Raw genomic sequence first — 25,752 nt, forward strand, 5'->3', positions numbered from 1 at the left:
TCATGTGCCGCAACATCAAACCACTCCACAACCTCGCTCCCCCAGCCACACCGGAGGAGGTCGGTGACGCCGCACTGCAGTACGTGCGGAAACTGTCCGGAACGCGCAAGCCGTCGCGCGCCAACCAGGAGGCCTTCGACCAGGCCGTCGCCGAGATCACCGAGGCGAGTCAGCGCCTGCTTGACTCGCTGGTGACGAAGGCACCGCCGCGGGACCGCGACGCCGAGGCCGCCAAGGCACGCGCTCGCTACCTGGCCGACAGCGCCCGCAGGGCCAGCTCGTAGGAAGCCAGGCCGAACCCGGCGATGGTGCCGGTGGCGACGCCGGCGACCACGCTGGTGTGCCGGAACTCCTCGCGGGCAGCCGGATTGGAGATGTGCACCTCCACCAGCGGCGCGGTTAGCTGGGCGCACGCGTCCCGCAGGGCATAGGAGTAGTGCGTGAACGCCGCGGGGTTGAGCACCACCGGGAGCGAGGCGTCGGTGGCCTCGTGCAGCCAGCCCACGAGTTCCGCCTCGTCATCGGTCTGGCGCACGTCGACGTCGAAGCCCAGCTCCGTGCCGATGGCCCGGCACCGTTCGGCCAGCGTTTCGTACGAGGTGCTGCCATACACTTCCGGCTCGCGGGAGCCGAGCCGTGCCAGGTTGGGGCCGTTCAGCACCAGGACGCGGGTCGGCACCCACCACCTCCTCTCCCCCTCCCGATGATCATGAACACTAGACGTCCCATGTGGTCGACTAGTGTTCATGATCATCGGGTGGGTCGTGTTGCGATCTCGCGGAACGCCGCGGCCAGCAGCTGCGAATCCGGTCCCTCCAGCCGTCCCGGCTTGGCCAGGCCGTCCAGCACGACGAGCCGCAGCTGGTCCCCGCGGCTCTTCTTGTCCACCCGCATCGCCTCCAGCAGCTGCGGCCACGCGTCGGCATCGTACGTCGTCGGCAGGCCCAGCGTCTCCAGCACCGCCCGATGCCGGTCGGCCGTGGCGTCGTCGAGCCGGCCCGACGCCCGGCCGAGTTCCGCGGCGAACGCCAGGCCGACCGACACGGCGGCGCCGTGGCGCCACCGGTAACGTTCCACCTTCTCGATGGCGTGCCCGAGCGTGTGGCCGTAGTTGAGGATCTCGCGCAGCCCGGACTCGCGCAGGTCGCTGCCGACGACGTCGGCCTTCACCCGCACGGAGCGCTCGACCAGCTCGCGCACGACCGGCCCGTCCGGGCGGGCGGCCGCTTGCGGATCGGCCTCGATGACATCCAGGATGGCGGGATCGGCGATGAAGCCCGCCTTGACGACCTCGGCGAGCCCGGCCACGTACTCGTTCGCCGGCAGCGAGCCGAGCGTGGCGAGGTCGCACAGCACGCCGGCCGGCGGGTGGAACGCGCCGACCAGGTTCTTGCCCTCGGCCGTGTTGATCCCCGTCTTGCCGCCGATCGCCGCGTCCACCATGCCGAGCACCGTGGTCGGGACGGCGATCCAGCGCACCCCGCGCAGCCAGGTGGCCGCGACGAACCCGGCGAGGTCAGTGCTCGCGCCGCCACCGACGCCGACGATCGCATCGGAGCGCGTCATGCCGATACGGCCCAGAACCGCCCAGCAGTACGCGGCGACATCGGCCGTCTTCGCGTCCTCGGCGTCCGGCACCTCGACGGCATGCGCCTCGTATCCCTGCTCGACGAGGTCATCGCGCACCGCGTCGGCGCTGGTGCGCAGCGCGCCGGGGTGAATGATCGCTACTCGCTGCACATCCCGGCCGAGCAGCGCGGCCAGCTCCCCCAGCAGATCGGTGCCGATCACGACATCGTAGGGAGCATCACCGGGAACCGTGACGCGCGACGGCTCATCCGGACCGGGCATGTCGCGCCACCTCCTCGGCGACGTCATCCACGGTGCGCTCGCTGGTGTCGATCGTCACCGAGGCCACCTCCTCGTAGTACGGGCGCCGCTCCTGCATCAGCTGGCGCAGCCGCGCCCGGGGGCTGTCCAGCAGCAGCGGCCGGCTGCGGTTCAACCCCACGCGTGACACCGCGTTCGGCAGATCGACGTCAAGGAACACGACGGGAGCCGCGCCGAGATCGGCGCGCGTGTCGGGGTTGCGGACCGCGCCGCCACCGAGTGCGAGGACGCCGTCGTGCTCGGCCAGGGCCTTCTGCACCGCCGCGCGCTCCATCTCGCGAAAGGCCGGCTCCCCATCCTCCACGAAGATATCCGTGATCGGCTTGCCCGCCCGTTCCTCGATGTCGGTGTCGGTGTCGCGCCACGGCACGTCCAGCAGCCGCGCGACCGCCTGCCCGACGGCCGTCTTGCCCGCACCGGGCGGGCCGACCAGGATCAGCCGCGGCATCATCGCACCGCCAGCCTTTCCGGTATCGATTCGAGGTAGGACTGCATGTTGCGGGACGTCTCGGTCACCGAATCCCCACCGAACTTCTCCAACGCGGTCTGGGCGACGACGAGTGCGACCATCGCCTCGGCCACCACGCCAGCAGCGGGCACGGCGCACACGTCGGAGCGCTGGTGATGCGCGCGTGCCTCCTCGCCCGTCGTGGTGTCGACCGTGCGCAGCGCGCGCGGCACGGTCGAGATCGGCTTCATCGCCGCGCGCACCCGCAGCAGCTCGCCCGTGGACATGCCGCCCTCGATCCCGCCGGAACGGCCGGACGTGCGCCGCACGCCGCCCTCGTCAGCCGGAGTGATCTCGTCTTGGGCCGCCGAACCCCGGGTGCGGGCGAGCTCGAAACCGTCGCCGACCTCCACACCCTTGATCGCCTGGATGCTCATGAGCGCGCCGGCCAGCCGCGCGTCGAGCTTGCGATCACCGTGCACGTAGCTGCCGACGCCAGGAGGCAGGCCGGTGACCACCACCTCGACGACGCCGCCGAGCGTGTCACCGGCCTTGTGAGCGTCGTCGACCTCGGCCACCATCGCCTGACTCGTTTCGGGATGCACGCAGCGCAGCGGATCGGCGTCGAGGGTGTCGACGTCGTCGGGGTGTGGCCGCGGCACGTCGGCCGGCACCGCGACGCTGCCCAGCTCGACCGTATGGCTGACCAGCCGCACGCCATAGGCCTGGCGCAAGAACGCCGAGGCGACGGCACCGAGTGCGACGCGAGCGGCGGTCTCGCGGGCACTGGCCCGTTCGAGCACGGGCCGGGCCTCGTCGAAGCCGTACTTCTGCATGCCCGTGAGATCCGCGTGCCCGGGACGCGGCCGCGTCAGTGGGGCGTTGCGGGCCAGGCCATCCAGTTCGGCGGGGTCCACCGGGTCGGCGGACATCACCTGCTGCCACTTGGGCCATTCGGTGTTCCCGATCTGAACGGCGACCGGACCGCCGAGGCTGCGGCCATGCCGGATGCCGCCGACGAAGGTGACCTCGTCGGCTTCGAACGACATCCGGGCACCGCGGCCGTAACCGAGCCGGCGCCGGGCCAGAGCCGCGCCGACGTCGGCCGTGGTGACCTCGACGTCGGCCGGCAATCCTTCGAGGACCGCGACCAGTGCGGGACCGTGCGACTCCCCCGCAGTGAGCCATCTGAGCATGGTGAACATCATCCCATAGGTCGTGAGGTAGTCTCGCGCCGTGGCACATGAGATCGATCCGGCCTTCCTGGCCCTGCCGATGCGCTCGCTGGCCGACGCCGCTCTCCAGCGAGCCCGTGATCTCGGCGTGCAACACGCCGACTTCCGCCTCGAACGCATCCGTTCTCAAGATCTCGCGCTGCGCGACGGCACCCTGCAAGGTAGCCACGACGGCGAGGACGTCGGCTTCGGCGTGCGCGTGCTGCACGAGGGCACCTGGGGGTTCGCCGCCAGCGTTGAGATCAGCACCGAGGAAGCGGTGCGGGTCGTGGACCGCGCCGTCGAGCTCGCGAGCATCTCCCGGCCGCTCAACACGGAATCGGTCGAGATCGCCGACGAGCCCGCACACCCCGACGTCAGCTGGGTCTCGGCCTACGACGTCGACCCGTTCAGCGTGCCGGACACGGAGAAGGTGGAGCTGCTGTCCGCCTACTCGCGCCGGGTGCTGGAGCAGGCCGGCGTCGAACACGTCCAGGCACACCTGCAGCAGATCCTCGAGGGCAAGTTCTACGCCGACACGGCAGGCACGGTGTCTACCCAGCAGCGGGTCCGGGTGGCACCCGTGGTGGAGGCCATCGCCGTGGATCAGGAGAGCGGGCGATTCGAGACGATGCGCACGCTCGCCACCGCCGCCGGTCGGGGCTGGGAATACGTCACCGGCGACGACGGCGTCGTCTCGTGGGACGCCGCGCTCGACGAGCTCGGGCCGCTGCTGGCGGAGAAGCTCGCCGCACCCCCGATCGAGGCCGGCCGCTACGACGTCGTCATCGACCCGTCCAACCTGTGGCTCACCATTCACGAGTCGATCGGCCACGCCACCGAGCTCGACCGCGCGCTGGGCTACGAGGCCAACTACGCCGGGACGTCGTTCGCCACCCTGGACAAGCTGGGCAAGCTCCGCTACGGCACCCCGCTCATGCACGTCACCGGCGACCGCACCGCCCGCCACGGGCTGGCCACCATCGGGTACGACGACGAGGGCGTGCAAACCCAGCAGTGGGACATCATCCGCGACGGCATCCTCGTGGGCTACCAGCTCGACCGCACCATGGCCCGGGCCAAGTCGGACGTCTTGGGAACCAGCCGATCCAATGGCTGCGCCTTCGCCGACTCACCGGGGCACGTTCCCCTCCAGCGGATGGCCAACGTCTCGTTGCAGCCGGCGACGGGCGGCCCGTCCACCGACGAGCTCATCACCCGCGTGGACGATGGCCTGTACATCGTCGGTGACAAGTCGTGGTCCATCGACATGCAGCGGTACAACTTCCAGTTCACCGGCCAGCGGGTTTACCGGATTCGCGGCGGCGAGCTGGCCGGGCAGGTGCGCGACGTCGCCTACCAGGCCACCACCACGGATTTCTGGGGCTCCATGGAGGCCGTCGGCAACCCGCAGACCTACGCCCTGAACGGCGCGTTCAACTGTGGCAAGGGCCAACCCGGCCAGGTGGCGCCGGTCTCGCACGGGTGCCCGTCAGCCATGTTCCGCGACATCACCATCCTCAACACGGCCCAGGAGGGCGGCGAATGACCCGGCCGATCACACCTCAGGAGATCGTCGAGCGCTGCCTCGAACTGTCGACGACGGCCGGCACGAGCGCGACGGGCGGCAGTCACGGCTTGACCGTCCTGGTCGACGAGCTGTCCAGGGCCAATCTGCGCTGGGCCAACAACACGCTCACCACCAATGGCACCACGCAGGAGCGGCAGGTGACCGTCATCGCCACCGTCGACGGGGCACACGGCACCTCGGCCGGCGTCGTCGGGCGTTCCGCGGTCACGGCTGACACCCTGGAACAGCTGGTCCGCGCCGCCGAGCACGCCGCTCGGGAGAACGGCCCGGCCGAGGACGCCCAGCCACTCGTGGCCGATAGCGTATCGGCGGACTGGCCGGAGGAGGCCGGCGCCACCTCGCCAGCTGCGTTGTCGACGCTGGCCCCGGCGCTCGGCGAGGCGTTTCACCGGTCGGAGCGCCAGCGGCGCATCCTCTACGGCTTCCTGGATCACGAGGTGCACACCACGTATCTGGGCAACTCGGCGGGGCTGCGGCTACGCCACGAGCAGCCCACGGCCCACATCAGCATCACCGGCAAGTCGCGTGATCTGACCCGCTCGGCCTGGGTGGGCCAGGCCGAGCGCGACACGTCCGAGATCGACGTCACCGCGCTCGATGCGGAGCTGGACCGCAGGTTGGCGTGGGCCAGCCGCCGGGTGGAGCTTCCGGCCGGGCACTACGACACCGTGTTGCCGCCCACGGCCGTTGCCGACCTGATGATCTATGCCTACTGGACGATGAGCGCCCGCAACGCGCACGAGGGACACAGCGTGTATGCCCGGCCCGGGCAGGGCACGCGCGTGGGTGAACGGCTCTGCGAGCAGCCGGTGACACTGTGGTCCGATCCCGCCGCCGGCGGGCTGGAGTGCGCCCCGGCCGTCCTGGCCCGGGCGTCGTCGGCGGAGCAGAGCGTCTTCGACAACGGCCTCCCGCTCGGGCGCACGGAATGGATCCGTGATGGCCAGCTCGCCTCGCTCATCCAGACCCGCCACTCCGCCGGGCTCACCGGCCTTCCCACGACGCCCGCCGTGGACAACCTCCGCCTGGACGTCGACGGCGCGGGCTCCAGCCTGGAGGAGCTGGTCAGCGGCGTCGAGCGCGGCCTGCTGCTCACCTGCCTGTCCTACATCCGCGAGGTGGACCCGCAGACCCTGCTCCTGACCGGGCTCACCCGCGACGGTGTCTACCTCGTGGAGAACGGGGAGGTGACCGCGGCGGTGAACAACTTCCGGTTCAACGAGAGCCCGGTGGCCCTGCTCAACCGGTTCTCGCACGCCAGCACCACGGTGGCGGCGTTCAGCCGGGAATGGGGCGACTACTTCCCCCGCACCGCCATGCCGGCCCTGCGAGTGCCGGACTTCAACATGTCGTCGGTCAGCCAGGCGTCGTAGTTTCCGATGATGTCTGCGGGCCACCGCTCCCTGTCTCCAGAGCGGGTGGCCCCGCCATCTTCCGGCGGCGACGCTGGATCCAGAACCGGGTGACCTCCACGATCACCGAGATCGTGATCGCGATACTGAAGCCCAGGGCCAGTCCTTTCAGCGGCTCCTCGCCGAAGGTCAAGCCGCCGAAGTATCCGATCAGCGCCCCGTACAGCCCCCAGGACAGTGCCGCAAATATCTCGAAGAACGAGAACTTGCGCAACGGATAGCTCACCGTGCCGGCCGTGAGGGTCACTGCCGTGCGCCCGCCCGGGATCTGCCGGCAGACCACCAGGATCAACCCGCCACGTTCTTGCAAATGTCGGTGGGCCCAGCTAAACGCGGCGCGTCTCTTGGAATCCGCCTCCGAGCGATGGTAGATCCGCCGGCCGGCGACATGGCCGATGCCGTATGCCATGTGGTCTCCCAGGTACGCGCCCGCGGAGGCGGAGACGATCACCAACGCCAGCGACGGAACGCCACTGGCGGCGAACACGCCCGCGGTGATGACCAGTGTCTCCGCCGGAATGACCGGCAAGACCGAATCGATCGCGGCGAACACCAGGATGACCACGTAGATCCACGGCGAGGACATCGCACTGTGCGCGATCTCCAGGATCGCATCGCCGAACTCCCCCAAAGCCTCCGACATTGTCCTCTTCCCGTGAAACCGGCTCCCCTTCTGGCATTAATCCTGTCACGACCGTACGCCGGTTTCACGGGAGAGGCATGCGACTTCAGGTGGACTTTACCCCTACACCACCCTGAGGAGGACCCAGCTACGTCAGTCGGCGTCGCCCTCCTCCTGGAATGTCTCTGGCGCCGGGCACGAGCACACGAGGTTCCGGTCGCCGTAAGCGCCGTCGATGCGCCGCACGGGCGGCCAGTACTTGTCGTCGCGCAGCACCGGCGGGGGGAAGGCGGCCAGATCCCGCGAGTACGGGTGCTCCCAGTCCTTCGTCAGCGAGGACGCCGTATGCGGGGCGTTGCACAACGGGTTGTCGTCTGCCGGCCACTCGCCCGCCTCGACCCGGTCCGCCTCCTTGCGGATGGCGATCATCGCGTCACAGAACCGGTCCAGTTCCACGAGGTCTTCGGATTCCGTCGGCTCGATCATCAGCGTCCCGGCCACCGGGAAGGACATCGTCGGGGCGTGGAAACCGTAGTCCATCAGCCGCTTGGCGACGTCGTCGACGGTCACGCCCGTCGTCCTGGTCAGCGGGCGCACGTCGACGATGCACTCGTGGGCTACCAGCCCGTTCCGGCCGGTGTAGAGCACCGGGAAGTGGTCGGCCAGCCGGACGGCGACGTAGTTCGCTGTCAGCACGGCCACCTGGGTGGCGAGCTTGAGGCCGGCGGCACCCATCATCCGGATGTACGCCCACGAGATCGGGAGGATCGACGCCGACCCGAACGGCGCCGCGGAGATCGGGCCGACGCCCGTCGCCGGACCCGCCTCCGGCAGCAGGGGATGATTCGGCAGGAAGGGTGCGAGGTGCTCGCGCACCCCGATCGGGCCGACTCCGGGGCCGCCACCGCCGTGCGGGATGCAGAACGTCTTGTGCAGGTTCAGGTGGCTCACGTCGGCGCCGAACTCGCCCGGCTTGGCCAACCCCATCAGGGCATTCAGGTTGGCGCCGTCGACGTAGACCTGGCCACCGGCCTCGTGGATCAGCCGCGCGATCTCGGCGATCCCCTCCTCGTACACGCCGTGCGTCGACGGGTAGGTGACCATGATGGCGGACAGCCGGTCTCCGTGCTGAGCCAGCTTGGCGCGCAGATCGTCGAGATCGACGGTGCCGTCGTCGCCGGAAGCCACGACCACCACGCGCATGCCGGCCATGACCGCCGACGCCGCGTTGGTGCCGTGCGCGCTGGACGGAATCAGGCACACGTCACGCTGCGTGTCCCCGTTCGAGCGATGGTAGGCACGGATGGCCAGCAGTCCGGCCAGCTCTCCCTGCGAGCCCGCGTTGGGCTGCAACGAGACGGCAGCGTACCCGGTGATCGTGGCAAGCCACCGTTCCAGCTGCCGGACCAGTTCGAGATACCCTTCGGCCTGTTCGATCGGAGCGAAGGGATGCACTCCGGCGAAGCGGGGCCAGGTGATCGGCTCCATCTCCGTCGCCGCATTGAGTTTCATCGTGCACGAACCCAGCGGGATCATGCCCCGGTCCAGGGCGTAGTCGGCATCCTGCAGGCGCCGCAAGTAGCGCAGCATGGAGGTCTCCGAGCGGTGCACGTTGAACACCGGGTGGGTCAGGTACTCGCTGGTGCGCTGGAGGTTCTCCGGGATCGCCCAGCTAGACTCGCCGGTCTCGTGGCCGGTGTCGAGGCCCGTTCCGAACGCCTTCAAGACCACCGCGATGTCTGCCTCGGTGGTCACCTCGTCGCAGGCGATCCGGACCCGCTCGGAGCCGTCGAGACCCACGTTGACACCCAGTTCGGCGGCCTCGGCAACCACCGCCTCGGCACGGCCGGGAACCCGGGCGAGCACGGTGTCGAAGAACGCCTCGTGCACCACCTCCACACCGCTCGCCCGTAGCTGGGCGGCCAGGGTGGCCGCGTGTCGATGGGTCCGGCTGGCGATCTCGCGCAGGCCTTCCGGCCCGTGCCAGACCGCATACATCGACGCCACCACGGCCAGCAACACCTGCGCCGTGCAGATGTTCGACGTGGCCCGTTCACGCCGGATGTGCTGCTCACGGGTCTGAAGTGCGAGCCGGTACGCCTGATTGCCGTCGGCGTCGACGGACACGCCCACCAGGCGGCCCGGCAAGCTGCGTTCCAGGCCGGAGCGGACGGCCATGTATCCGGCGTGCGGGCCCCCATACCCGAGCGGCACGCCGAAACGCTGGGAGCTGCCGACCACGACGTCGGCGCCCATCTCGCCGGGCGGCACCAGCAGCGTCAGCGCGAGAAGGTCCGCGGCCACGGTGACGAGCGCCCCGCGCGCATGCGCATCGGAGATCAGCCCGCTCAGATCGCGGACCCGGCCCGACACCCCCGGATACTGCAGCAGCAGGCCGAACAGCTCGCCCTCGGGAAGGCCGGCGTCCAGATCGGCCACCTCGACCGTGAGTCCCAGCGGCTCGGCCCGGGTTCGCAGCACCGCGATGGTCTGCGGCAGGCAGTCCGCATCGACCACGATCCGGTCCGGCCCGCCGCGCACGGCACGCCGCATGAGCGTCATCGCCTCGGCCGCCGCCGTCGCCTCGTCCAGCAGGCTGGCGTTGGCCGTGGGCACGCCCGTGAGGTCGGCCACCATGGTCTGAAAGTTCAGCAAAGCCTCAAGCCGGCCCTGCGAGATCTCCGGTTGGTACGGGGTGTAGGCCGTATACCAGCCCGGGTTCTCCAGGACCCGGCGGATCACCACCGGCGGCGTGACGGTGTCGTGATAGCCGAGACCGATCATCTGGGTTTGGTCCTTGTTGCGCCGCGATAGCTGACGCAGCTCCTCCAGTGTCTCGATCTCGGTCGACGCCTCCGGAAGGTCGAGGCCGCTCAGCGTCCGGATCGTCTCGGGCACCGCCGCGTCGGTCAGGTCGTCGAGCGACTCGTAACCGACAGTCGCCAGCATCGTGGCGATCTCGTCATCGCGCGGTCCGACGTGCCGCGCGACGAACGGCGCGGCTGCAGACGTCTCCGAAAGGGGCTGATAGTGCGGCAACGTCGACATGTGTGGAGCTCCTCGGTCGGTCGTTCATCGATTCGCTCCCCCTCTGTCGCGCCGCCCGCGCCGTCCACGGGTACCCGTCGGCGCTCCAGAGTTGCCTGTCCCGACCGGTCCCTGGTGCCTGAGAGGTTGACGGGGAAGTTGCCCCTTCGGCGCTTCGCGACGCCGGTGACGCGAAGACTCTCCCGGCCGGGGTCGACGGCATCTGCCGACCAGCATAGCTCGACACGGGTGCCGAGCGGGACCCGGCATCTCAGGATGGAAGCATCCGACCTGCGCATCTCGGACATGACTACCGGCGAATTCCGCATTGTGACATCCGCGTGTCCGTCGCATTGCATGTGCGGTGTAGCGGTGTAATCTCGCGCGAGTGCACGGGGACCACTTGGGGCGCCACGATGGCTGGCTGGCCAGGCTGAGCCGGCGGCGGCCACATTTCACCCATCCGACTCAAGCGATCGTCGCCGGCTTCGCGGCCATGATCATTGTCGGAACCATCATCCTGATGCTGCCTATCTCCAGCACCGATCCGGATGGCGCCACGTTCGTGGAGGCGCTGTTCACCGCCACGTCGGCCGTGTGCATCGTCGGGCTCATCGTCGTCGACACGCCGGAGTTCTGGACGACGTTCGGCGAGGTCGCGATCATGGTCATGTTCCAGGTCGGCGGATTCGGCATCATGACGATGGGATCGCTGTTCGTCGTCCTCATCTCGCGCCGGATCAAGCTCAGCTCGCGGTTGACGGCGGCTGCCGAGACCAAGAGCCTGGGCCTCGGGGACGTACGCCGGGTCGTGACCGGCGTCGCCAAGGTGAGCTTCCTGTTCGAGTCCGCCACCTTCGTCATCCTCACCTTGCGGCTGGTGATCGGCTACGACGAGCCACTTGGCCGCGCGGCGTATGTGGGCCTGTTTCACGCCGTCTCGGCGTTCAACAACTCCGGGTTCTCGCTGTACTCGAACAGCCTCGAGGACTTCGTTGTGGACCCGTGGATCACCCTGCCCGTGGCCATCGCCGCGATCTGCGGTGGCATCGGCTTTCCCGTCCTGCTCGAACTGCGCCGCCAGATTGGCAACCCGCGTAACTGGAGCCTGCACACCAAGCTCACCGTGTCGATGACGCTCCTCCTGCTCCCGCTCGGCTCGGGCTTCATGATGCTCAGCGAGTGGAACAATGACGCCACCATGGGCACGCTGGACGTCCCCGGCAAGATCCTGTCCGGTTTCTTCCACGGCGCCATGCCCCGATCCACCGGGTTCAACAGCCTCGACGTCGAGCAGATGAACGAGGCCACCTGGCTCGGCACCGACGTGCTGATGTTCATCGGGGCCGGCAGCGCGGGCACGGGCGGTGGCATCAAGGTGACGACGTTCGCGTTACTCTTCTTCGTCATCTACGCCGAGATCCGCGGTGAGCCACGCGTCAACATCTTTGACCGGCAGGTCAGCCCGCGCGTGCAGCGCCAGGGGCTCACGATCGCCCTGCTCACGATCGCTCTGTGCGTCGGTCCCACCGTCTTCATCCTGCTCGTCGAGGATGCCTTTCCGCTCGACCGAGTATTATTCGAAGTGATCTCAGCGGCATGCACGGTCGGCCTGTCGACCGGGATCACCAGCGAATTGCACGGCGGTATCCAGGTGCTGCTCGTCGTGCTGATGTTCATTGGCCGGCTCGGCCCCGCGGTCGTGGCCACGGCGCTGGCGCTGCGCCAGCACACGCGCTTGTACGAACTTCCCGAAGGGAGACCGATCATTGGCTAGGAAGCGGCGCGACAGCAACGTCGTGGTCGTCTGCGGGCTCGGCCGATTCGGCAAATCGCTCGCACTCGAGCTGATGAAGGAGGACACCGAGGTCCTGGGCATCGACGCGGACGCCGACCGGGTGCAATCGGTGTCGGGCCGGCTGACGCACGCCGTGGTGGCCGACACCACCAAGGAAGAGGCGCTGCGCCAGCTCTCGGTGCACGAGTACTCGCGCGCCGTCGTCGGTATCGGATCGGATATCGAGTCGAGCATCCTCACCGCATCGGTACTCGTGGAGATGGGCGTGCCGAACATCTGGGCCAAGGCGATCAGCCACTCTCACGCACGCATCCTCAAGCAGGTGGGCGTCCACCACGTCACCCGGCCCGAACACGACATGGGGGCGCGCGTCGCCCATCTGGTACGCGGCCGGATGATCGACTACATCGAGTTCGACGACGGGTTCTCCATGGTCAAGACGACACCGCCCGCACACATCGTCGGGCTGCGCCTGTCCGACTCGAAGGTGCGCCAGGAGTACGGAATCACCGTGGTGGCCATCAAACGTCCCGGCGAGGGATTCACCTACGCCACTCCCGACACCATCATCCGGCCGGGTGACACCGTCATTGTCTCCGGGCTGGTGCGCGACACCGAGCGGTTCAGCGAGGCGTCCTGACTCAGGCCGGGCGCGACGCTCCCGTGGCCCGGGCGCGCCGCCGGGCGGCGAGCTGATCTCCCGGATGGTCCTGGGGCTCCTCCCCTGCGCGCTCGCCCGGAAGCTCGACCAGCACCGCCTCCACCTCGCGCCACACGCGCCCGACGGCGATCCCGAAGACACCCTGGCCGCCCTGGACGAGATCGACGACCTCATCCGCCGAGGTGCACTCGTAGACGCTGGCGCCGTCGCTCATCAAGGTGATGCTCGCGAGATCGTGGATACCGCGCTCGCGAAGGTGCTGGACCGCCTGGCGAATCTGCTGCAACGAGACCCCGGTGTCGAGGAGCCGTTTGACGATCTTCAGGACGAGGATGTCGCGGAAGGAGTACAGCCGCTGGCTGCCTGAGCCCGTGGCGTTGCGCACGGTTGGCTCGACGAGCCCGGTACGCGCCCAGTAGTCGAGCTGGCGGTAGGTGATGCCGGCGGCATTGCATGCCGTGGGCCCGCGGTAGCCGACGTCTTCGGGCACCGTGTTCACCACGGGATCGAACAGCTGGCCTTGAGCTTGAAGGGCGCTTCGCGCAGTGGGATCGCTATGACGCCCAGTCGATCTGGTGCCGGAGGTGCTGTCTGCGCTCACGCCGTCCCCTTCGTTAATGATGTGACACGAGTGACGGTAGGCGGGCGGCCCACGCCGGTCAACGCAACACGCGGGAATGCCTCAAGCTCGAGTTCAGGTTCAGCCTCCATGGCGGTGTCAGCGTTCCGGGGGCTGGCCGTGGAAGTCCTCGGGCGACACCTGATCGAGGAACTCGCGGAACTTCGCGACCTCGTCCTCGGAGACCTCTTCGGACTCGGAATCCGTTTCGGCCATGAGCACGCCCGCCTCTTCCAGCAATCCGTCTGTGGCGTAGATGGGCGTACCCGTCCGCAGCGCGAGCGCGATCGAGTCGGATGGCCGAGAACTGACCTCGACACCACCGGGGAACACGAGCTCGGCGTAGTACGTGCCTTCCTTGACCTCAGTGATACGCACTTGTTCCAGGGACGTGCCCACAGCCTCGAGCACATCCTTGAACAGGTCATGCGTCAGCGGCCGGGGCGGCACCACACCCTGCTGCGCAAAGGCGATGGCGGTAGCTTCGACTGCCCCGATCCAGATCGGCAGGCAACGCTGGCCGCCGACCTCACGCAGCAGCACTATCGGCTGGTTCGACGGCATCTCCACTCGGACGCCGATCACGTCGAGTTCGCGCACACCTCCAGACTACCTCTGTCAGCCCCTGGGTCCATGGGTCAGGCGGAGAGAAATCCGACACGCGTGTCTCGGGGCCGCGCATCTAGCGGGATTGCAGGCGCCGCACACCTGCGTCGACGAACGCCGCATGCAGCCGCGTGGTCAGCCGGGCGATCTCCGTGGCGACTTCTTCTGCCCGCCCGGCCGCCTCGGCACTGCGCTGGCGCAGCAATGGTGTCAGCACCTGCTCGACGAGGTCCACCGTCCGCTCCGCGGAGCTGCGCACTGACCGCAAGTGCCGCGGCTCCAGCCCGTAGCCGGCGAGCTCTCCCGCAGTTCGTGCCACCAGGAGGGCGTGCGCGTCATAGACGTCCCCCCGGCCGGGCCGGACCAGCGAATACGACTCCAGCTCGCGCAGCAGCTCCTCGCCGATTCCGGCCGCCTCCAGCAGCGACGAGCGGGTGAGCACGACCTCGTCCTCGCTCGTGTTCTTCGCCGAGACGGCCGTGTATGGTGTGATGCTCCGCTCGCCGTCGGCCACCAGCTCCATGCCGTGGTCCAGCTGATCTAGCTGTTCCTTGATCACCCGCAAGGGAAGATAGTGATCACGCTGTACCGTCAGCACGTACCGCAGCCGCGCGACGTCGTCGGGAGTGAAGCGCCGGTAGCCGGACGCCGAACGCTGCGGCTCGACCAGACCCTCGGCCTCCAAGAAACGAATCTTGGAAATGCTGATGTCGGGAAAATCCGGCCGCAGCTGCGTCAAGACCTCCCCGATGCTCATGGTCTGGCGAGCTGGCAGCGCCGAACTCACGCTGGCCCGCCCCCGAATCCGTGCTGGCTCGAGTAATAGACGAGCCGATACTTGCCGACCTGGACCTCGTCACCGTTGGCCAGAACGACCTCGTCCACGCGATCGCGGTTCACGTAGGTGCCGTTGAGGCTTCCCACATCGGACACCACGAACCCGCCGTCGAACCGCCGGAACTCGGCATGCCGCCGCGACACCGTGACGTCGTCGAGAAAGATGTCGGAATCCGGATGCCGGCCGACGCTCACGACATCCGAATCCAGCAGGAAGCGGCTGCCCGCATTCGGCCCACGGAGCACCACCAACAACGCGCTGCCCTCGGGCAGCGCGTCGACGGCGGCCTGATCGCTCGGTGCGAGGTCACCGCGCTCATCCCGCTCCGGCTCCTCACGCGGGATCATCATCGTGCTCGTGCTGTCGCCGCCGTCGGCATGCGACACACTCGTCGTCATCCTGGTCCCGCACTGTGAGCAGAACCTGGCGTCGCTCGGATTCTCATGCCCGCACTGGGTACAGAACGGCATCGGCTCGGCCTCCCGCCGCTGGTGTCCGCGGCTCAACGTCATCGGCGTGTCGAGAGTCTAGTGTCTAACCCTCGACTCTCGCCTGAGGGTTGCGAAAGATAGTGGCAACTTATGGCTGGAGCAGGCCCAGGGTCAACTTCCGCTCGCTCGCCCGGAAGCTCATCAACCTTCGACCTGGGCGCGGTATTCGTCGGCGCTCAACAACCCATCGAAGGCGTTGGGATCCGCCGGCACGATCTCGATCATCCAGCCCTCGCCATAGGGATCGCTGTTGATCTTCTCCGGTGTGGCATCGAGCTGCTCGTTGCGCGCGACCACCCGGCCGCTCACCGGAGCGTAGAGGTCGCTCACACTCTTGGTGGACTCGAGCTCTCCACAGGTCTCTCCGCCCGTGACCTCATCTCCCACTGCCGGCAGCTGGACGTACACGATGTCGCCGAGCTGCTCCTGGGCGAAGTCGGTAATCCCCACCCGGAGGCTGCCTTCGGCCTCGCCGGGGCTGCGCACCCACTCATGCTCGGCCGTGTACTTCAAGTCTTCGGGATACATGGGACGAACCCGCCTCCTTCGATATCGTCACGCCGCGCGTCTCCTGACGCGCACTGACCTGTGATGGTGTGCACGCCACATCATCACACGCCGGGCGTCACTACTCGTCCTCTGGTACCGGACGCAGATGCTCCGGCTCGCTCACCTCGTGCAACACATCAACCGTGAGCTCGTCGAACTGGGTGACCGTGGCCTCGGCACCTTCCGACTCGACCTTGCTCACCACGCCCTGGGGAAAGTGCATCGCCTCTTCAAGATTGACCGGATCTCCGATGGCGGTGATGACGTACGGGGGCACCATCTCGACACCGGATACGCGCAGCCTCCCGGATTCCAATGTGACGAAATACGTACTGGTGACCACCCGCACCGCCGACTCGTTGCCCAGGCCCTCGATCTGGATCGCCTCGGCCCCGGCCGAGCGCAACTCCTGGATGGCTCCGTAGATGATGTCCGAACGGACAACCCTGTCCGGGTCGCTGATGGTGAGCTGGATGCCCGGTCCCTCTGCCTCCGCCGTCCCGGCCAGGATCTCCGTCTGCAGCAGCCTTTCCTGGGCCTGTTCGAGTGCCACGTTCTCCGAGTCGGCGCTGCTGATCAGCTCGTCCCGGTTGCGCCGCAGTTCGGAGATCTCCTCCTCGAGCCGGTCGCCTTGCCGGGTGAGGCCGTCGTAGATCTGCAACAGTTCGTCGCGCCGCGCGTTCGCCAGCGCGTCCTCGTCGTCGCCCCGCACCTGTACGACCGCTGCGAATCCCAGCATGGCGACGAGCACGCCGACGGCCACGTGATTGCGCTGCGGCCGCTTGGTCATCGCCCGCCAGAAGCGCTTGGCCCCCGAAGGCTTCGCGGGCGTGAACCGGGGCTCGTCGGATTCGCGTTCCGGCGCGTCGTCAGGCATACCCGATCACGCTCCGAAGACCTCGCGCCGGATGCTGGCCACGTTGGTGAAAATCCGGATACCCAGCACGACGATCACGGCAGTCGACAGCTGCGCGCCCACCCCCAGCTGGTCACCGAGGAAGACGATGAGCGCAGCGATCAACACGTTCGCGACGAACGAAACGACGAACACCTTGTCGTCGAAGATTCCCTCCATGACGGCCTTGATGCCGCCGAACACCGCGTCGAGCGCGGCGACGATCGCAATCGGCAAATACGGCTGCAAGGCGAGCGGCACCGAGACGTCGAGCAGCAACCCGGCAATGACACCCGCCAGGAGTCCAATGGCGGGAATCACGATGCCTCCCGGGGATGCTTCGCATACAACAGGTCCATGCTCGCGGCCGGCAAGACCAGAGACTCTTCGGCGCGAACGAAAGACTCGACATCATAGCTGGCAGCTACCCGGAGCATGTCACCACCCGGGCCCTCGTTGAACTCGTGCGGCAATGTCTGCGAGTCTCCTATCGCCTTGACATGGTACGGAGGGCGCATCGGTTGATTCTGCACGTGGATGACGTTGTCCGCTATCCTGATCGCGCTCAGCGCGGTGAGACGCTGACCATTGATACTGATGGCCTCCGCTCCGGCCAGCCATAAACCGTTCACCACATTCCGCAGGTCGACGTCCAAGACGCGCGCCATGTCGGGGCGCTCCGCCGCCTCGGGGTTCTCTGCATCGTCGAGGATGACAGACACGCCGGGCCCGGAGACCGGCAGGGTACCGGCAGCCTGCTGAAGCCGCTGTAGCTCCTCGCGGACGCGCTGTCCCTCTGCCGTCTTGCGTAGCTCGACGTCTTCGAGCTCGTTGATCTCCGCCTGTAGCTCGTCGACCGTGTCCTGCAAACGTTCGGTCTGGCTCTCCTGGCTGCGGATCCGCTCGATCAGCCCTTCGCGCTCGGCCGACGCGATGCCCGCCTGCCCCTGCGCCTGCAAGGCCGCGACCGTCAGCAACAGGCCCAGGGCGAGCATCCCGATCACCAGGGCCGGAGAGAACCTGTTCTTCGATCGGGCGTGCGGATCCTCGCTCTCATTCCGGCGACGCTGCGCCGCCCGCTCGTACCCGGGCTCCAGCGGCTGCGCGAAGATGTTGTTGAGCAACGACATCGAGGCGTCGCGAGGACGCGTGCCGGCGGATTTCGCACCCGGCGCCGTCATGTCGTCCGCCCGTCGTCCCACGTCTATTGGCCTTCGCTACCTGGATGCACGTCCTCGTGTCACGCCGACGTCTCGCGCAATACGCGGCGCACCTGTTCGGCATAGAGAATGCCCGCCCACCAATATAAGGCCACTCCCCATATGGCAAATGCCCAACCGAACACCTGTGCCAACATAGGCAGCGTACCCTCGCCGATACTGAGCAGCAAGAGGGGAAATGCGTACAGCAGGCAGAAGGTCGCGGCCTTGCCGAGAAAGTGGACGGGAAGCGCGAACAGGCCACGCCGGCGGAGGAACGGGACCAGGCACACCAGAAAGGCGTCCCGAGATACCAGCAAGATCGCAAACCACAACGGAATGATCTCACGAATCGTGAACGCGCCCACCGTGGTCAGGATGTACAGGCGGTCGGCCAGGGGGTCGAGCGTCTCCCCCAGCTTGCTGACTTGATTCCAGCGCCGCGCCAGCTTTCCATCCAGGTAGTCGCTAAAGCCCGCGAACGCCAGTATGGCCAGCGCCAGGAAATCCCGCTCCTCGACGAGGATCAGCCACAGGAAGAGCGGGACACCGAGCAGCCGCAAGAGCGACAACAGGTTCGGTATGGTGAAGATCCGGTTGGTCCGTACCCCCGTCTCTTGGACATCCACGCGCGCCGCCCTCCTACCGCGCTCGCCGGTGCGCAGTCACCACCGTACATCGCAGTTCGTGCGCAGGTCATTCAGCCATCGCAGTCCACTCTAGGCACCAGTCGATGGCGCGTGGCGACACGGTCGCCATCACCACCTGAATGTCGTCTGTGGTTGGCCGGAACGTCACATCGATCAGGGCGGAGCGCAATGGCACGGCATCATTGACGTTCGCACGGCGATTCCCCGAGCGGCCGACAACACTTTGGCATACTAATGACCCAAAGTGGGCCCTGAGAGGCTAAGCTTCGCTCTCACGGACCGCTGCTCACCATCGCACCCGCATCTGGACGCAGAGGAGTTGCCCGTGAGCGTGAACTTGGCCGACGAACTGACGTCCATCGTCACGCGGGCCACGGCCGACGACTGGCGCGCCGCCATCACGCTCGCCGGCGACGGGCTAGTGGCCGGCGGCGTCGCCACCGAGGACTACACACGCGAGATGATCGAGACGGTCGAGGAGCACGGCTCGTATATCGTCATCGCTCCGGGTCTCGCCCTGGCGCACGCCCGCCCCTCACCAGCCGTCCTCAAGACCGGCCTGAGCTGGGTCGGTCTCGATACGCCCGTGGAATTCGGTCATCCGACCAACGACCCCGTCCGCCTGGTGATCGGTCTTGCCGCGACCGACCACGACGGCCACATCGCCATCATGGCCGCCTTAGCCCAAGCCCTCGTCGATCCCGTGCGCCGCGAGCGCCTGGCCGACGCCGCCGACGCCGATGAGGTGCGGGCACTGCTCGCCGACGATTCGCACTAGAACATGGAGCCGGCCGATCGCCGGCCGGACCGGCCACCAGGAGGGAGTTCCAATGAAGATCGTCGCAGTCTGTGGCATGGGGATAGGAACATCTGTCCTCCTCAAGATGAACACTGAGCAGGCGCTCCAGAGCCTGGGTGTCGACGCCGAGGTCGAGGCGGCCGACATCGGTGTTGCGCGGGGCGCGGCACGAACGGCTCAGATTGTGCTCACGTCCGCCGAGCTGGCAGACGAGATCGGTGACGTCCCGGCTACGGTCATCGTGGTCGACAGCTTCTTCGACGTCGACGAAATCAGCCAGAAGCTCCGGGACGCACTCGAGTAACACCTCCAGAAACCGACGCCAGACGTCCGAGAACAGGAGGCTCCACGATGGAGTGGCTCGCAGGAATCCTCGACTTCATAGGCCAGCAGATATTGAACGTGCCGGCCTATCTCATCGGCATTATCACCGCGGTCGGCCTCATCGCCCTGCGGCGTCCCGTTGGCCAGGTCATCGGCGGAGGCTTCAAGGCCGCCTTGGGTTTCCTCATCCTCGGCGCCGGTGCGGGAGTCGTGATCGAATCGCTGGATCCGCTCGGTGAACTGATCCTCGCGGTCACTGGTGCCCAGGGCGTCATCCCCACCAACGAGGTCATCACGGCGATCGCGTCCGAGCAGTACGGAACCACGAGTGCCTACGTACTGGTTCTCGGGTTCGTCGTCATGCTCCTGCTCGCCCGATTCACCCCATTGAAGTACATCTTTCTCACCGGCCACCACATGGTCTTCATGGCGCTACTGCTCTCCGTGGTGCTCACCGTGGGGTTCGGCACAGACCTCGACTGGCTTGTCATCATCATCGGTGCGTTGCTGCTCGGCGTGATCATGGTAGTCATGCCGGCGTTCGCGCACCCGTGGACCAAGAAGATCACCGGCGACGACACCATCGCCATCGGGCACTTCAGCACCCTCGGCTACATCGCGGCCGGCGCCACCGGGCAAGCCACGGGCCGGCGTAGCAAGTCGACCGAGGACGTCAACTTCCCGCAGAGCTTGCGCTTCCTGCGCGATTCAATGGTCGCGACTGCCGTCTCCATGGTGCTGATTTACATGGCGTTTGCCATTTGGGGGCTCGTCTCCCTGTCCGCCGACGAGGCCCTCGGTATTCTCGACTCCGAGAACCGAGGAGCATTCCTCATGGACGCTTTCGCCCAGGCGTTGCAGTTCGGCGTCGGCGTCGCGATCATCCTCTACGGCGTGCGCACCATCCTGGGCGAGCTCGTCCCGGCGTTCCAGGGAATCGCGGCCAAGGTGGTGCCCGGCGCCAAGCCTGCCCTAGACATCCCGATCGTGTTCCCGTACGCGGCCAATGCCGTGCTCATCGGCTTCCTGGCGTCGTTCTTGGGCGGTCTGGTGAGCCTGGCTGTGCTCGCAGCGTGGCTCGAGCCGGCCTTCGGTCTCGCGCTCATCTTGCCCGGCATGGTTCCCCACTTCTTCACGGGAGGCGGCGCCGGTGTCTACGGCAACGCGACCGGCGGGCGCATCGGCGCCGCACTCGGCGGATTTGTCAACGGCATCCTCATCACCTTCCTACCCGCCGGGCTGCTCGAGGTGTTGGGCGAACTCGGGGTCGAGAACAGTACGTTCGGTGACACCGACTTCGGCTGGTTCGGCATCATCATCGGCAGCGGACTGCTCGGCAGCACCGCACTCGGAGTCATCCTGAGCGTGCTCATCGGTCTGGTCCTCCTGGTCGGAGCCTGGATCTTCCAGGTCCGGCTGGTGGAGACCGGATGGGTACCCGGCGTCCGGCGCGACGCCTGGCTCGAAGAGCAGAAGGCGGCGGAGGAGCAACCGCGAAGCGAAAACCCGGACTCGGGCATATCCGAGGCCCACACGTCCGAATAGCCCCGGCGTGCGGTCCTGGCTCACCGGTGCTGGCGAGCCAGCACCGCACGCGCGGCCGATAGGATGGCATCACGGTGCATGCCGCGCCGGCGCATGACCGAGGGACCGTCCCCAGACTCGCCGAACTCGTCGACGCTGACCACCTCGCCGTCCCGTCCGGTCCAGCGGTACCAGGCGTCACCTCGTCCGGCCTCGACGGCCACCCGGGCCGCGAGCCCGGACGGCAGGACCGATTCCATATGCCCGGCGCCGGATTCGAGGAACCATTCCACGCATGGCATCGAGACCACCCGCACGGCCACTCCCTCGCCCGCGAGGCGGCGTGCCGCCTCGACGGCGAGATGTACCTCGCTGCCCGTGGCAATGATGGCGAGCGCATCACCATCGCGATATTGCCAGGCGACGTACCCACCGTTGGCCACCCCCGCCGCCACATCGGCGCTCCGGCAGCACCGGAACGTCCTGGCGGGACAGGATGAATGCCGTCGGCCGCTTGGTCTCCGTGTAGACACGTCTCCACGCGGCAATAACCTCGGCGGCATCGGCGGGACGCACCACGTCGAGCCCGGGAACCGTGCGCAGCGAGGCGAGCTGCTCGACCGGCTGATGGGTGGGGCCGTCCTCACCGACGGCCACGGAATCGTGAGTGAACACGTACACGACGGGAAGCCGCATGAGGGCGGCGAGCCGAATGGCAGGACGCATGTAATCGCTGAACACCAGATACGTCGATCCGTACGGCCGCCACGGTCCGTGCAGGGCGACGCCATTGAGCATGGCCGCCATGGCGTGCTCACGGACTCCGAAAGCCACGAACTCGCCACCAGGGTTCATCCGGGAAAAGCGTTTGCCGGCCACGGCCACGTTCGTCGAGCCAGACAGGTCGGCCGACCCGCCCCACAGCCGGCTACGTGGTGCCGATGCGTCGTGCATTGCCGAGATGACGGCACCGTTGCTCTTCCGGGTGGCCACGGACGTGCCCGGTTCCGGAACGGCAAGCGAGTCGAGCACAGTGCCGCCCGCTCCGTTGCTGTCGCCGTTCACCTCGTCGAGCCTGCCGGCGCGGAACGTGGTCCACTCGGCGACCGCGCACGCATCCCGTGCCGCCCATCGGTTGACCGCGGCGCGCCAGTCGGCTTCCAGCCGCGCACCGCGCTCCCGGGCCCGCCGGCCGAAGGCGAGCGCGGGCGCGGTGACAAGCTCGTCGAGTCCGGCATCGGCCGGGAAGCCGAGCTTCGACTTGACGGCGGCCACCTCATCGTCGCCAAAACCCCCGGCGTGAGCGGCCGGTGTTCCCGAGAACCGCTCCGATGGCCACCCGATGATGCTGCGGATGGGGACCAGGGTGGGCGCTCCCGTCCGTTCGGCAGCCTTGCCGAGCACGTCCTCGATGTGGTGAATATCGAGCGGGTCGTCGATCTCCAGGACGCGCCAGCCGTAGGCGCGGTAACGTGACCGCACGTCCTCGGTACACGCCTCGTCTGTGCGGCCGTCGATGGTCACGCGATTGTCGTCCCAGATCACCACCAGGTTATCTACCCCCAATGTCCCGGCCAGGCTGGCGGCCTCGGCGCTGACGCCTTCTTGCAGGCAGCCATCGCCCGCGACTGCCCAGATCGTGTGATCGAGCATCCCCGTACCGGAAGCGAACACGGCGGACTCATGCAGGCCAGCCAGGGCCATCCCGACCGCGGAGGCGACGCCCTGGCCGAGTGGGCCGGTGGTCATCGATACGCCCGGCGCGTGCCCGTACTCGGGATGTCCCGGCGTGCGCGGGTCGAGACCGCGGCTGGCGTCGAGATCCTCGAGCTCGAGCCCGTAACCGGTGAGATATAGCTGCATGTAGAGCAGGAGGCTGGCGTGCCCCGCCGACAGGACGAAGCGGTCGCGGGCCTCCCAGCGCGGGTTGGCGGGATTGTGCCGCATGACGCGGTGGAACAGCACGTGGGCGAGCGGGGCGAGGGCCATCGCGGTACCGGCATGCCCATGTCCCTTGTGCTGCACGACGTGGGCGGGAACGGCGACGGCGGCCGCAATGGCCGCGGCTTCGGCGGGATCGGACGACAGGCGTATGGGGGCTACGCTCACGATCGATACTTTGGTATATAGATATACAAAAGTCAATGTCAGTCCGACCTTGCGGCCCGTACGATATGAAGTATCCAAGACGAGCGGAGGTGTTGAGCATGGGGCGCGTCCTGGCCACGGGTTCGGGCGTCGTGCTTGACCTCATCCGATCCGGGCAGGCCACCACGCGGACCGACCTCGTCGACCATCTCGGCTGGTCACGGATCACGCTCTCGCGGCGCCTGAACGAACTGCTGGACGCCTCGATCATCGTCAGCGCCGGGCAGCTCAGCTCACGCGGTGGACGTCCACCGGAGGAGTTCGCTGTCCACAAGGATGCCGGCCTTTTGCTCGCGATCGACATCGGCAGCTCGCACACCCGGCTCGGGCTCACCGACCTCGTCTCCACGGTGCTCATCGAGGACGAAGCCGACATCGGGTTCCCCGAAGGGCCCGAGCGCATCGTCGAATGGGTAACACAGGTCGTCGACTACATGCTCGAGCAGCTCGGTACGACACGAGCCGACGTGCATGGCATCGGCCTCGGCGTGCCCGCTCCCGTCGACACCGCTACCGGACACATCACCACGCCAGACGTCGAACCAGTCTGGAAGGGCGTCGTCCTCCCGGATCTGTTCACCGGCGAGTTCCCGGCCGTGTGCGCGGCCGAGCGTGATGTCAATATTATGGCGCTTGCCGAATCCCGGCTGGGATGGCCGGATTATCGCCATCTCGTCGTCCTCAAGGCCGGAGTCGGGGTGAGCTGCGGGCTCATCCTCGACGGACGTATCTATCGCGGCTGGCAAGGCGGCGCGGGCGAGTTGAGCCGCCCCGCTCCCCCGGACGGGCGCCAACGCCGCGTGGAGTACGTGGCCAGTGGCGGCACCATCCGCCGGGAACTCCTCAGCCGCGGACACTCTGTGCGCACCAGTGCTGACATCGTCAGCCTCGCTTCCGCCGGCAACGACGATGCACTCGAGCTCCTCGCCGACGCCGGGTACACCATCGGCGACACCCTGATCGGCGTCGTCGCCGCGCTCAACCCGCAGGCGCTGGTGGTCGGCGGCAATCTCGCCGAGGCCGGTGACCCGTTCGTCATCGCCGTGCGCGAAGCGGTGCGCGCGGGCGTACCGGATGTCGCCGGCGCCGGGCTCGTCGTCGAGCAGGCGCGCCTGGGCGACAAGGCCGGTGTCATCGGCGCCTCACTCATTGCCCAAGACGCGCTCTTCGACCCGGACCGGATCAGCCGTATCACTCGCGACGCACGATGAACGGTGGAGTACTCACATGATGGTGATCCGCCGATGACGCCTGAGGATCTGAGCGATGGCTCGCCCGACGGGTTCGCCGTCTTCAGGACTTGCGGAGGCTATCGACTCGATCCGAACCTCGCATGTGTCGGGCTGACAGGATTTGAACCTGCGACCCCTTCACCCCCAGTGAAGTGCGCTACCAAGCTGCGCCACAGCCCGCTGTCCGACACCTGACCGGACCACCACGCACTCTACACCAGCCCGCCAGTTCACGGCGAGGCGGCCCGCGCTGGAATTTCGATCGAGTAGGCGCGAACATAATTGAGCTCGTAGTTTCATTTAGTGTAATGTACGCAACCATAGAGAAAATCCATCGTCACTGGTAGCAACAATTCTGCCACCAGTGACGGACAAATAGGAGAACAATCACGAATTCGTCTATCGCTAATGAATAAGGAGTTTTCTGCATGGAGAACAACGACGACACCTATTCGATTCGTGCTGTGCACCGCGTCTGCGACATCTTCGATCTCATCCAGAAGAGACCCGAGGGCATCACCCTTGGCGCGATCTCGGAACTCCGCGACTTTCCCAAGAGCACGGGGTATCGCTATCTGGCCAGCCTGGAACAGCGTCGCTATCTCACGCGCGAACCCGGAACCAACGTGTACCGCATGGGGCCGGCGTTCCTTCCATTGCAGACCAGGCAGATGAAAGTCCTCGCCGATCACCTTCGCCCGCACCTGCTCCGGCTACGCGACTTCTACAACGAGACCCTGAACATTGGAGCGCTCGACGGCACCCGGATCACCTACGTCGACATTCTCGAAAGTCCCAGCACCGTCCGGCTCGCTGCGCGCCCCGGTGACCGTGATTACGTGCACGCCACCGCCCTGGGCAAGGCCATTGCTGCGACACTGCCCGATTCCCGGGTTATGGAGATCCTCGAATCCGACGGCATGCCGAGGCGAACGGCCCGCACCATCACCACGCCCGGTGCCTTCTTCACCGAGCTGGAGAAGGTCCGCCAGCAGGGATTCGCCATCGATAACGGTGAAAACGAAGAGCACGGTTGCTGCGTCGCCGTCCCGCTGCCATATGTGGACCTGCCGGTTGCCGTCAGTCTCGCGGCGCCCTCGTCCCGGGTGGGCGTCGATGAGCTCCCGGGAATCGCCCACACGTTGCGCGACTCGATGCGGGTGGCGATGGACGGCGCGCGCGAAGGTGCGGGAGTGGCCGGCGACTCCTGAGCAC

General features: G+C 67.3%; 25 protein-coding genes, 1 tRNA gene, 1 pseudogene and 1 riboswitch. Of the genes and pseudogenes, 10 read left to right on the forward strand and 17 right to left on the reverse strand.

The window, feature by feature from the left end; all coding sequences use genetic code 11:
* Positions 1 to 2: 2 nt before the first annotated feature.
* Positions 3 to 284, forward strand: a complete 282-nt coding sequence (locus DPM12_RS05785; protein WP_112257330.1) for a DUF2277 domain-containing protein — start codon at positions 3 to 5, stop codon at positions 282 to 284.
* On the opposite strand, the gene aroQ is transcribed toward DPM12_RS05785, so the two are convergent.
* From aroQ to aroC, 4 genes are all read right to left on the reverse strand, one after another.
* Positions 248 to 679, reverse strand: coding sequence for a type II 3-dehydroquinate dehydratase (aroQ, locus tag DPM12_RS05790; RefSeq protein WP_112257331.1), 432 nt, complete (start codon positions 677 to 679; stop codon positions 248 to 250). The two genes, DPM12_RS05785 and aroQ, sit on opposite strands and share 37 nt — an antisense overlap.
* A 71-nt stretch (positions 680 to 750) precedes the next feature.
* Entirely contained in the window at positions 751 to 1,851 is a 1,101-nt protein-coding gene (aroB, locus tag DPM12_RS05795; RefSeq protein WP_112257332.1) for a 3-dehydroquinate synthase, read from the reverse strand.
* Positions 1,835 to 2,338, reverse strand: coding sequence for a shikimate kinase (locus DPM12_RS05800; protein ID WP_211658503.1), 504 nt, complete (start codon positions 2,336 to 2,338; stop codon positions 1,835 to 1,837). The genes aroB and DPM12_RS05800 overlap by 17 nt, the downstream gene beginning before the upstream one ends.
* Positions 2,338 to 3,534: a chorismate synthase gene (aroC, locus tag DPM12_RS05805; protein WP_112257501.1), complete on the reverse strand. Its 1,197-nt coding sequence runs from the start codon at positions 3,532 to 3,534 to the stop codon at positions 2,338 to 2,340. Before aroC ends, DPM12_RS05800 begins: the two co-directional genes overlap by 1 nt.
* A gap of 40 nt (positions 3,535 to 3,574) precedes the next feature.
* On the opposite strand from aroC, the gene DPM12_RS05810 reads away from it, so the two are divergent.
* Positions 3,575 to 5,101, forward strand: a complete 1,527-nt coding sequence (locus DPM12_RS05810; RefSeq protein WP_112257334.1) for a TldD/PmbA family protein — start codon at positions 3,575 to 3,577, stop codon at positions 5,099 to 5,101.
* Positions 5,098 to 6,516, forward strand: coding sequence for a metallopeptidase TldD-related protein (locus DPM12_RS05815; RefSeq protein WP_112257335.1), 1,419 nt, complete (start codon positions 5,098 to 5,100; stop codon positions 6,514 to 6,516). The genes DPM12_RS05810 and DPM12_RS05815 overlap by 4 nt, the downstream gene beginning before the upstream one ends.
* Here DPM12_RS05815 and DPM12_RS05820 read toward each other — a convergent pair.
* Both DPM12_RS05820 and gcvP read right to left on the reverse strand, forming a co-directional pair.
* Entirely contained in the window at positions 6,500 to 7,198 is a 699-nt protein-coding gene (locus DPM12_RS05820) for a DedA family protein (protein WP_112257336.1), read from the reverse strand. The genes DPM12_RS05815 and DPM12_RS05820 overlap by 17 nt on opposite strands.
* A 132-nt stretch (positions 7,199 to 7,330) precedes the next feature.
* The gene (gene gcvP, locus DPM12_RS05825; RefSeq protein WP_112257337.1) at positions 7,331 to 10,225 is read right to left on the reverse strand and encodes an aminomethyl-transferring glycine dehydrogenase; all 2,895 of its coding nucleotides are present in this window, start codon (positions 10,223 to 10,225) and stop codon (positions 7,331 to 7,333) included.
* Between the two features lie 95 nt (positions 10,226 to 10,320).
* Positions 10,321 to 10,420: riboswitch (glycine riboswitch) on the reverse strand.
* Between the two features lie 172 nt (positions 10,421 to 10,592).
* Between gcvP and DPM12_RS05830 the strand changes: the two genes are divergently transcribed.
* Entirely contained in the window at positions 10,593 to 11,981 is a 1,389-nt protein-coding gene (locus tag DPM12_RS05830; protein ID WP_211658504.1) for a TrkH family potassium uptake protein, read from the forward strand.
* Complete coding sequence (locus DPM12_RS05835; RefSeq protein WP_245951205.1) at positions 11,974 to 12,642, forward strand: potassium channel family protein; 669 nt, start codon at positions 11,974 to 11,976, stop codon at positions 12,640 to 12,642. Before DPM12_RS05830 ends, DPM12_RS05835 begins: the two co-directional genes overlap by 8 nt.
* 1 nt (position 12,643) lies before the next feature.
* Here DPM12_RS05835 and DPM12_RS05840 read toward each other — a convergent pair whose 3' ends face one another.
* The 9 genes from DPM12_RS05840 to clsA all read right to left on the reverse strand — a co-directional run bounded on the left by DPM12_RS05840 (position 12,644) and on the right by clsA (position 18,489).
* Entirely contained in the window at positions 12,644 to 13,177 is a 534-nt protein-coding gene (locus DPM12_RS05840) for a MerR family transcriptional regulator (protein ID WP_211658545.1), read from the reverse strand.
* A gap of 204 nt (positions 13,178 to 13,381) precedes the next feature.
* Positions 13,382 to 13,882 carry a bifunctional nuclease family protein gene (locus tag DPM12_RS05845; RefSeq protein WP_112257340.1) on the reverse strand — a complete coding sequence of 167 codons (501 nt, stop codon included), beginning with the start codon at positions 13,880 to 13,882 and terminating at the stop codon, positions 13,382 to 13,384.
* Positions 13,883 to 13,964: 82 nt separating this feature from the next.
* Positions 13,965 to 14,645, reverse strand: coding sequence for a transcriptional regulator FtsR (gene ftsR / locus DPM12_RS05850; RefSeq protein ID WP_112257503.1), 681 nt, complete (start codon positions 14,643 to 14,645; stop codon positions 13,965 to 13,967).
* Between the two features lie 26 nt (positions 14,646 to 14,671).
* Positions 14,672 to 15,196: a double zinc ribbon and FHA domain-containing protein gene (locus DPM12_RS23790; protein WP_112257504.1), complete on the reverse strand. Its 525-nt coding sequence runs from the start codon at positions 15,194 to 15,196 to the stop codon at positions 14,672 to 14,674.
* Between the two features lie 162 nt (positions 15,197 to 15,358).
* Positions 15,359 to 15,745 (reverse strand): glycine cleavage system protein GcvH, encoded by a 387-nt coding sequence (gene gcvH, locus DPM12_RS05860; RefSeq protein ID WP_112257341.1) that lies wholly within the window; start codon positions 15,743 to 15,745, stop codon positions 15,359 to 15,361.
* A gap of 100 nt (positions 15,746 to 15,845) precedes the next feature.
* Positions 15,846 to 16,643: a DUF881 domain-containing protein gene (locus tag DPM12_RS05865; RefSeq protein WP_112257342.1), complete on the reverse strand. Its 798-nt coding sequence runs from the start codon at positions 16,641 to 16,643 to the stop codon at positions 15,846 to 15,848.
* Between the two features lie 6 nt (positions 16,644 to 16,649).
* A complete protein-coding gene (locus tag DPM12_RS05870; RefSeq protein WP_112257343.1) occupies positions 16,650 to 16,982 on the reverse strand; it encodes a small basic family protein in 333 nt (110 codons plus the stop codon).
* A complete protein-coding gene (locus DPM12_RS05875) occupies positions 16,979 to 17,863 on the reverse strand; it encodes a DUF881 domain-containing protein (RefSeq protein WP_123788471.1) in 885 nt (294 codons plus the stop codon). The genes DPM12_RS05870 and DPM12_RS05875 overlap by 4 nt, the downstream gene beginning before the upstream one ends.
* A gap of 38 nt (positions 17,864 to 17,901) precedes the next feature.
* The gene (gene clsA, locus DPM12_RS05880; RefSeq protein ID WP_112257345.1) at positions 17,902 to 18,489 is read right to left on the reverse strand and encodes a cardiolipin synthase ClsA; all 588 of its coding nucleotides are present in this window, start codon (positions 18,487 to 18,489) and stop codon (positions 17,902 to 17,904) included.
* Positions 18,490 to 18,835: 346 nt separating this feature from the next.
* Here clsA and DPM12_RS05885 point away from each other — a divergent pair, with 346 nt between their 5' ends.
* The 3 genes from DPM12_RS05885 to DPM12_RS05895 are packed head-to-tail and all read left to right on the forward strand — an operon-like array spanning position 18,836 to position 21,178.
* Entirely contained in the window at positions 18,836 to 19,288 is a 453-nt protein-coding gene (locus DPM12_RS05885; protein WP_112257346.1) for a PTS sugar transporter subunit IIA, read from the forward strand.
* Positions 19,289 to 19,340: 52 nt separating this feature from the next.
* Positions 19,341 to 19,613, forward strand: coding sequence for a PTS sugar transporter subunit IIB (locus DPM12_RS05890; protein ID WP_112257347.1), 273 nt, complete (start codon positions 19,341 to 19,343; stop codon positions 19,611 to 19,613).
* A gap of 47 nt (positions 19,614 to 19,660) precedes the next feature.
* A complete protein-coding gene (locus DPM12_RS05895; protein ID WP_112257348.1) occupies positions 19,661 to 21,178 on the forward strand; it encodes a PTS ascorbate transporter subunit IIC in 1,518 nt (505 codons plus the stop codon).
* A 20-nt stretch (positions 21,179 to 21,198) separates the two neighbouring features.
* Here the strand turns inward: DPM12_RS05895 and DPM12_RS05905 are convergent.
* Positions 21,199 to 23,266: pseudogene (locus tag DPM12_RS05905) on the reverse strand (transketolase family protein).
* 98 nt (positions 23,267 to 23,364) lie between these two features.
* Between DPM12_RS05905 and DPM12_RS05910 the strand changes: the two are divergent.
* The gene (locus DPM12_RS05910) at positions 23,365 to 24,516 is read left to right on the forward strand and encodes an ROK family protein (RefSeq protein WP_112257506.1); all 1,152 of its coding nucleotides are present in this window, start codon (positions 23,365 to 23,367) and stop codon (positions 24,514 to 24,516) included.
* Between the two features lie 127 nt (positions 24,517 to 24,643).
* Here the strand turns inward: DPM12_RS05910 and DPM12_RS05915 are convergent.
* Positions 24,644 to 24,717 (reverse strand) — tRNA-Pro (locus DPM12_RS05915).
* A 248-nt stretch (positions 24,718 to 24,965) separates the two neighbouring features.
* Here DPM12_RS05915 and DPM12_RS05920 point away from each other — a divergent pair.
* Positions 24,966 to 25,748 (forward strand): IclR family transcriptional regulator, encoded by a 783-nt coding sequence (locus tag DPM12_RS05920; RefSeq protein ID WP_112257350.1) that lies wholly within the window; start codon positions 24,966 to 24,968, stop codon positions 25,746 to 25,748.
* Positions 25,749 to 25,752 lie beyond the last annotated feature (4 nt).

Origin of the sequence: Phytoactinopolyspora halophila (assembly GCF_003287285.1) — a bacterium.
In the GTDB taxonomy this organism is placed as follows: Bacteria; Actinomycetota; Actinomycetes; order Jiangellales; family Jiangellaceae; genus Phytoactinopolyspora_A; species Phytoactinopolyspora_A halophila.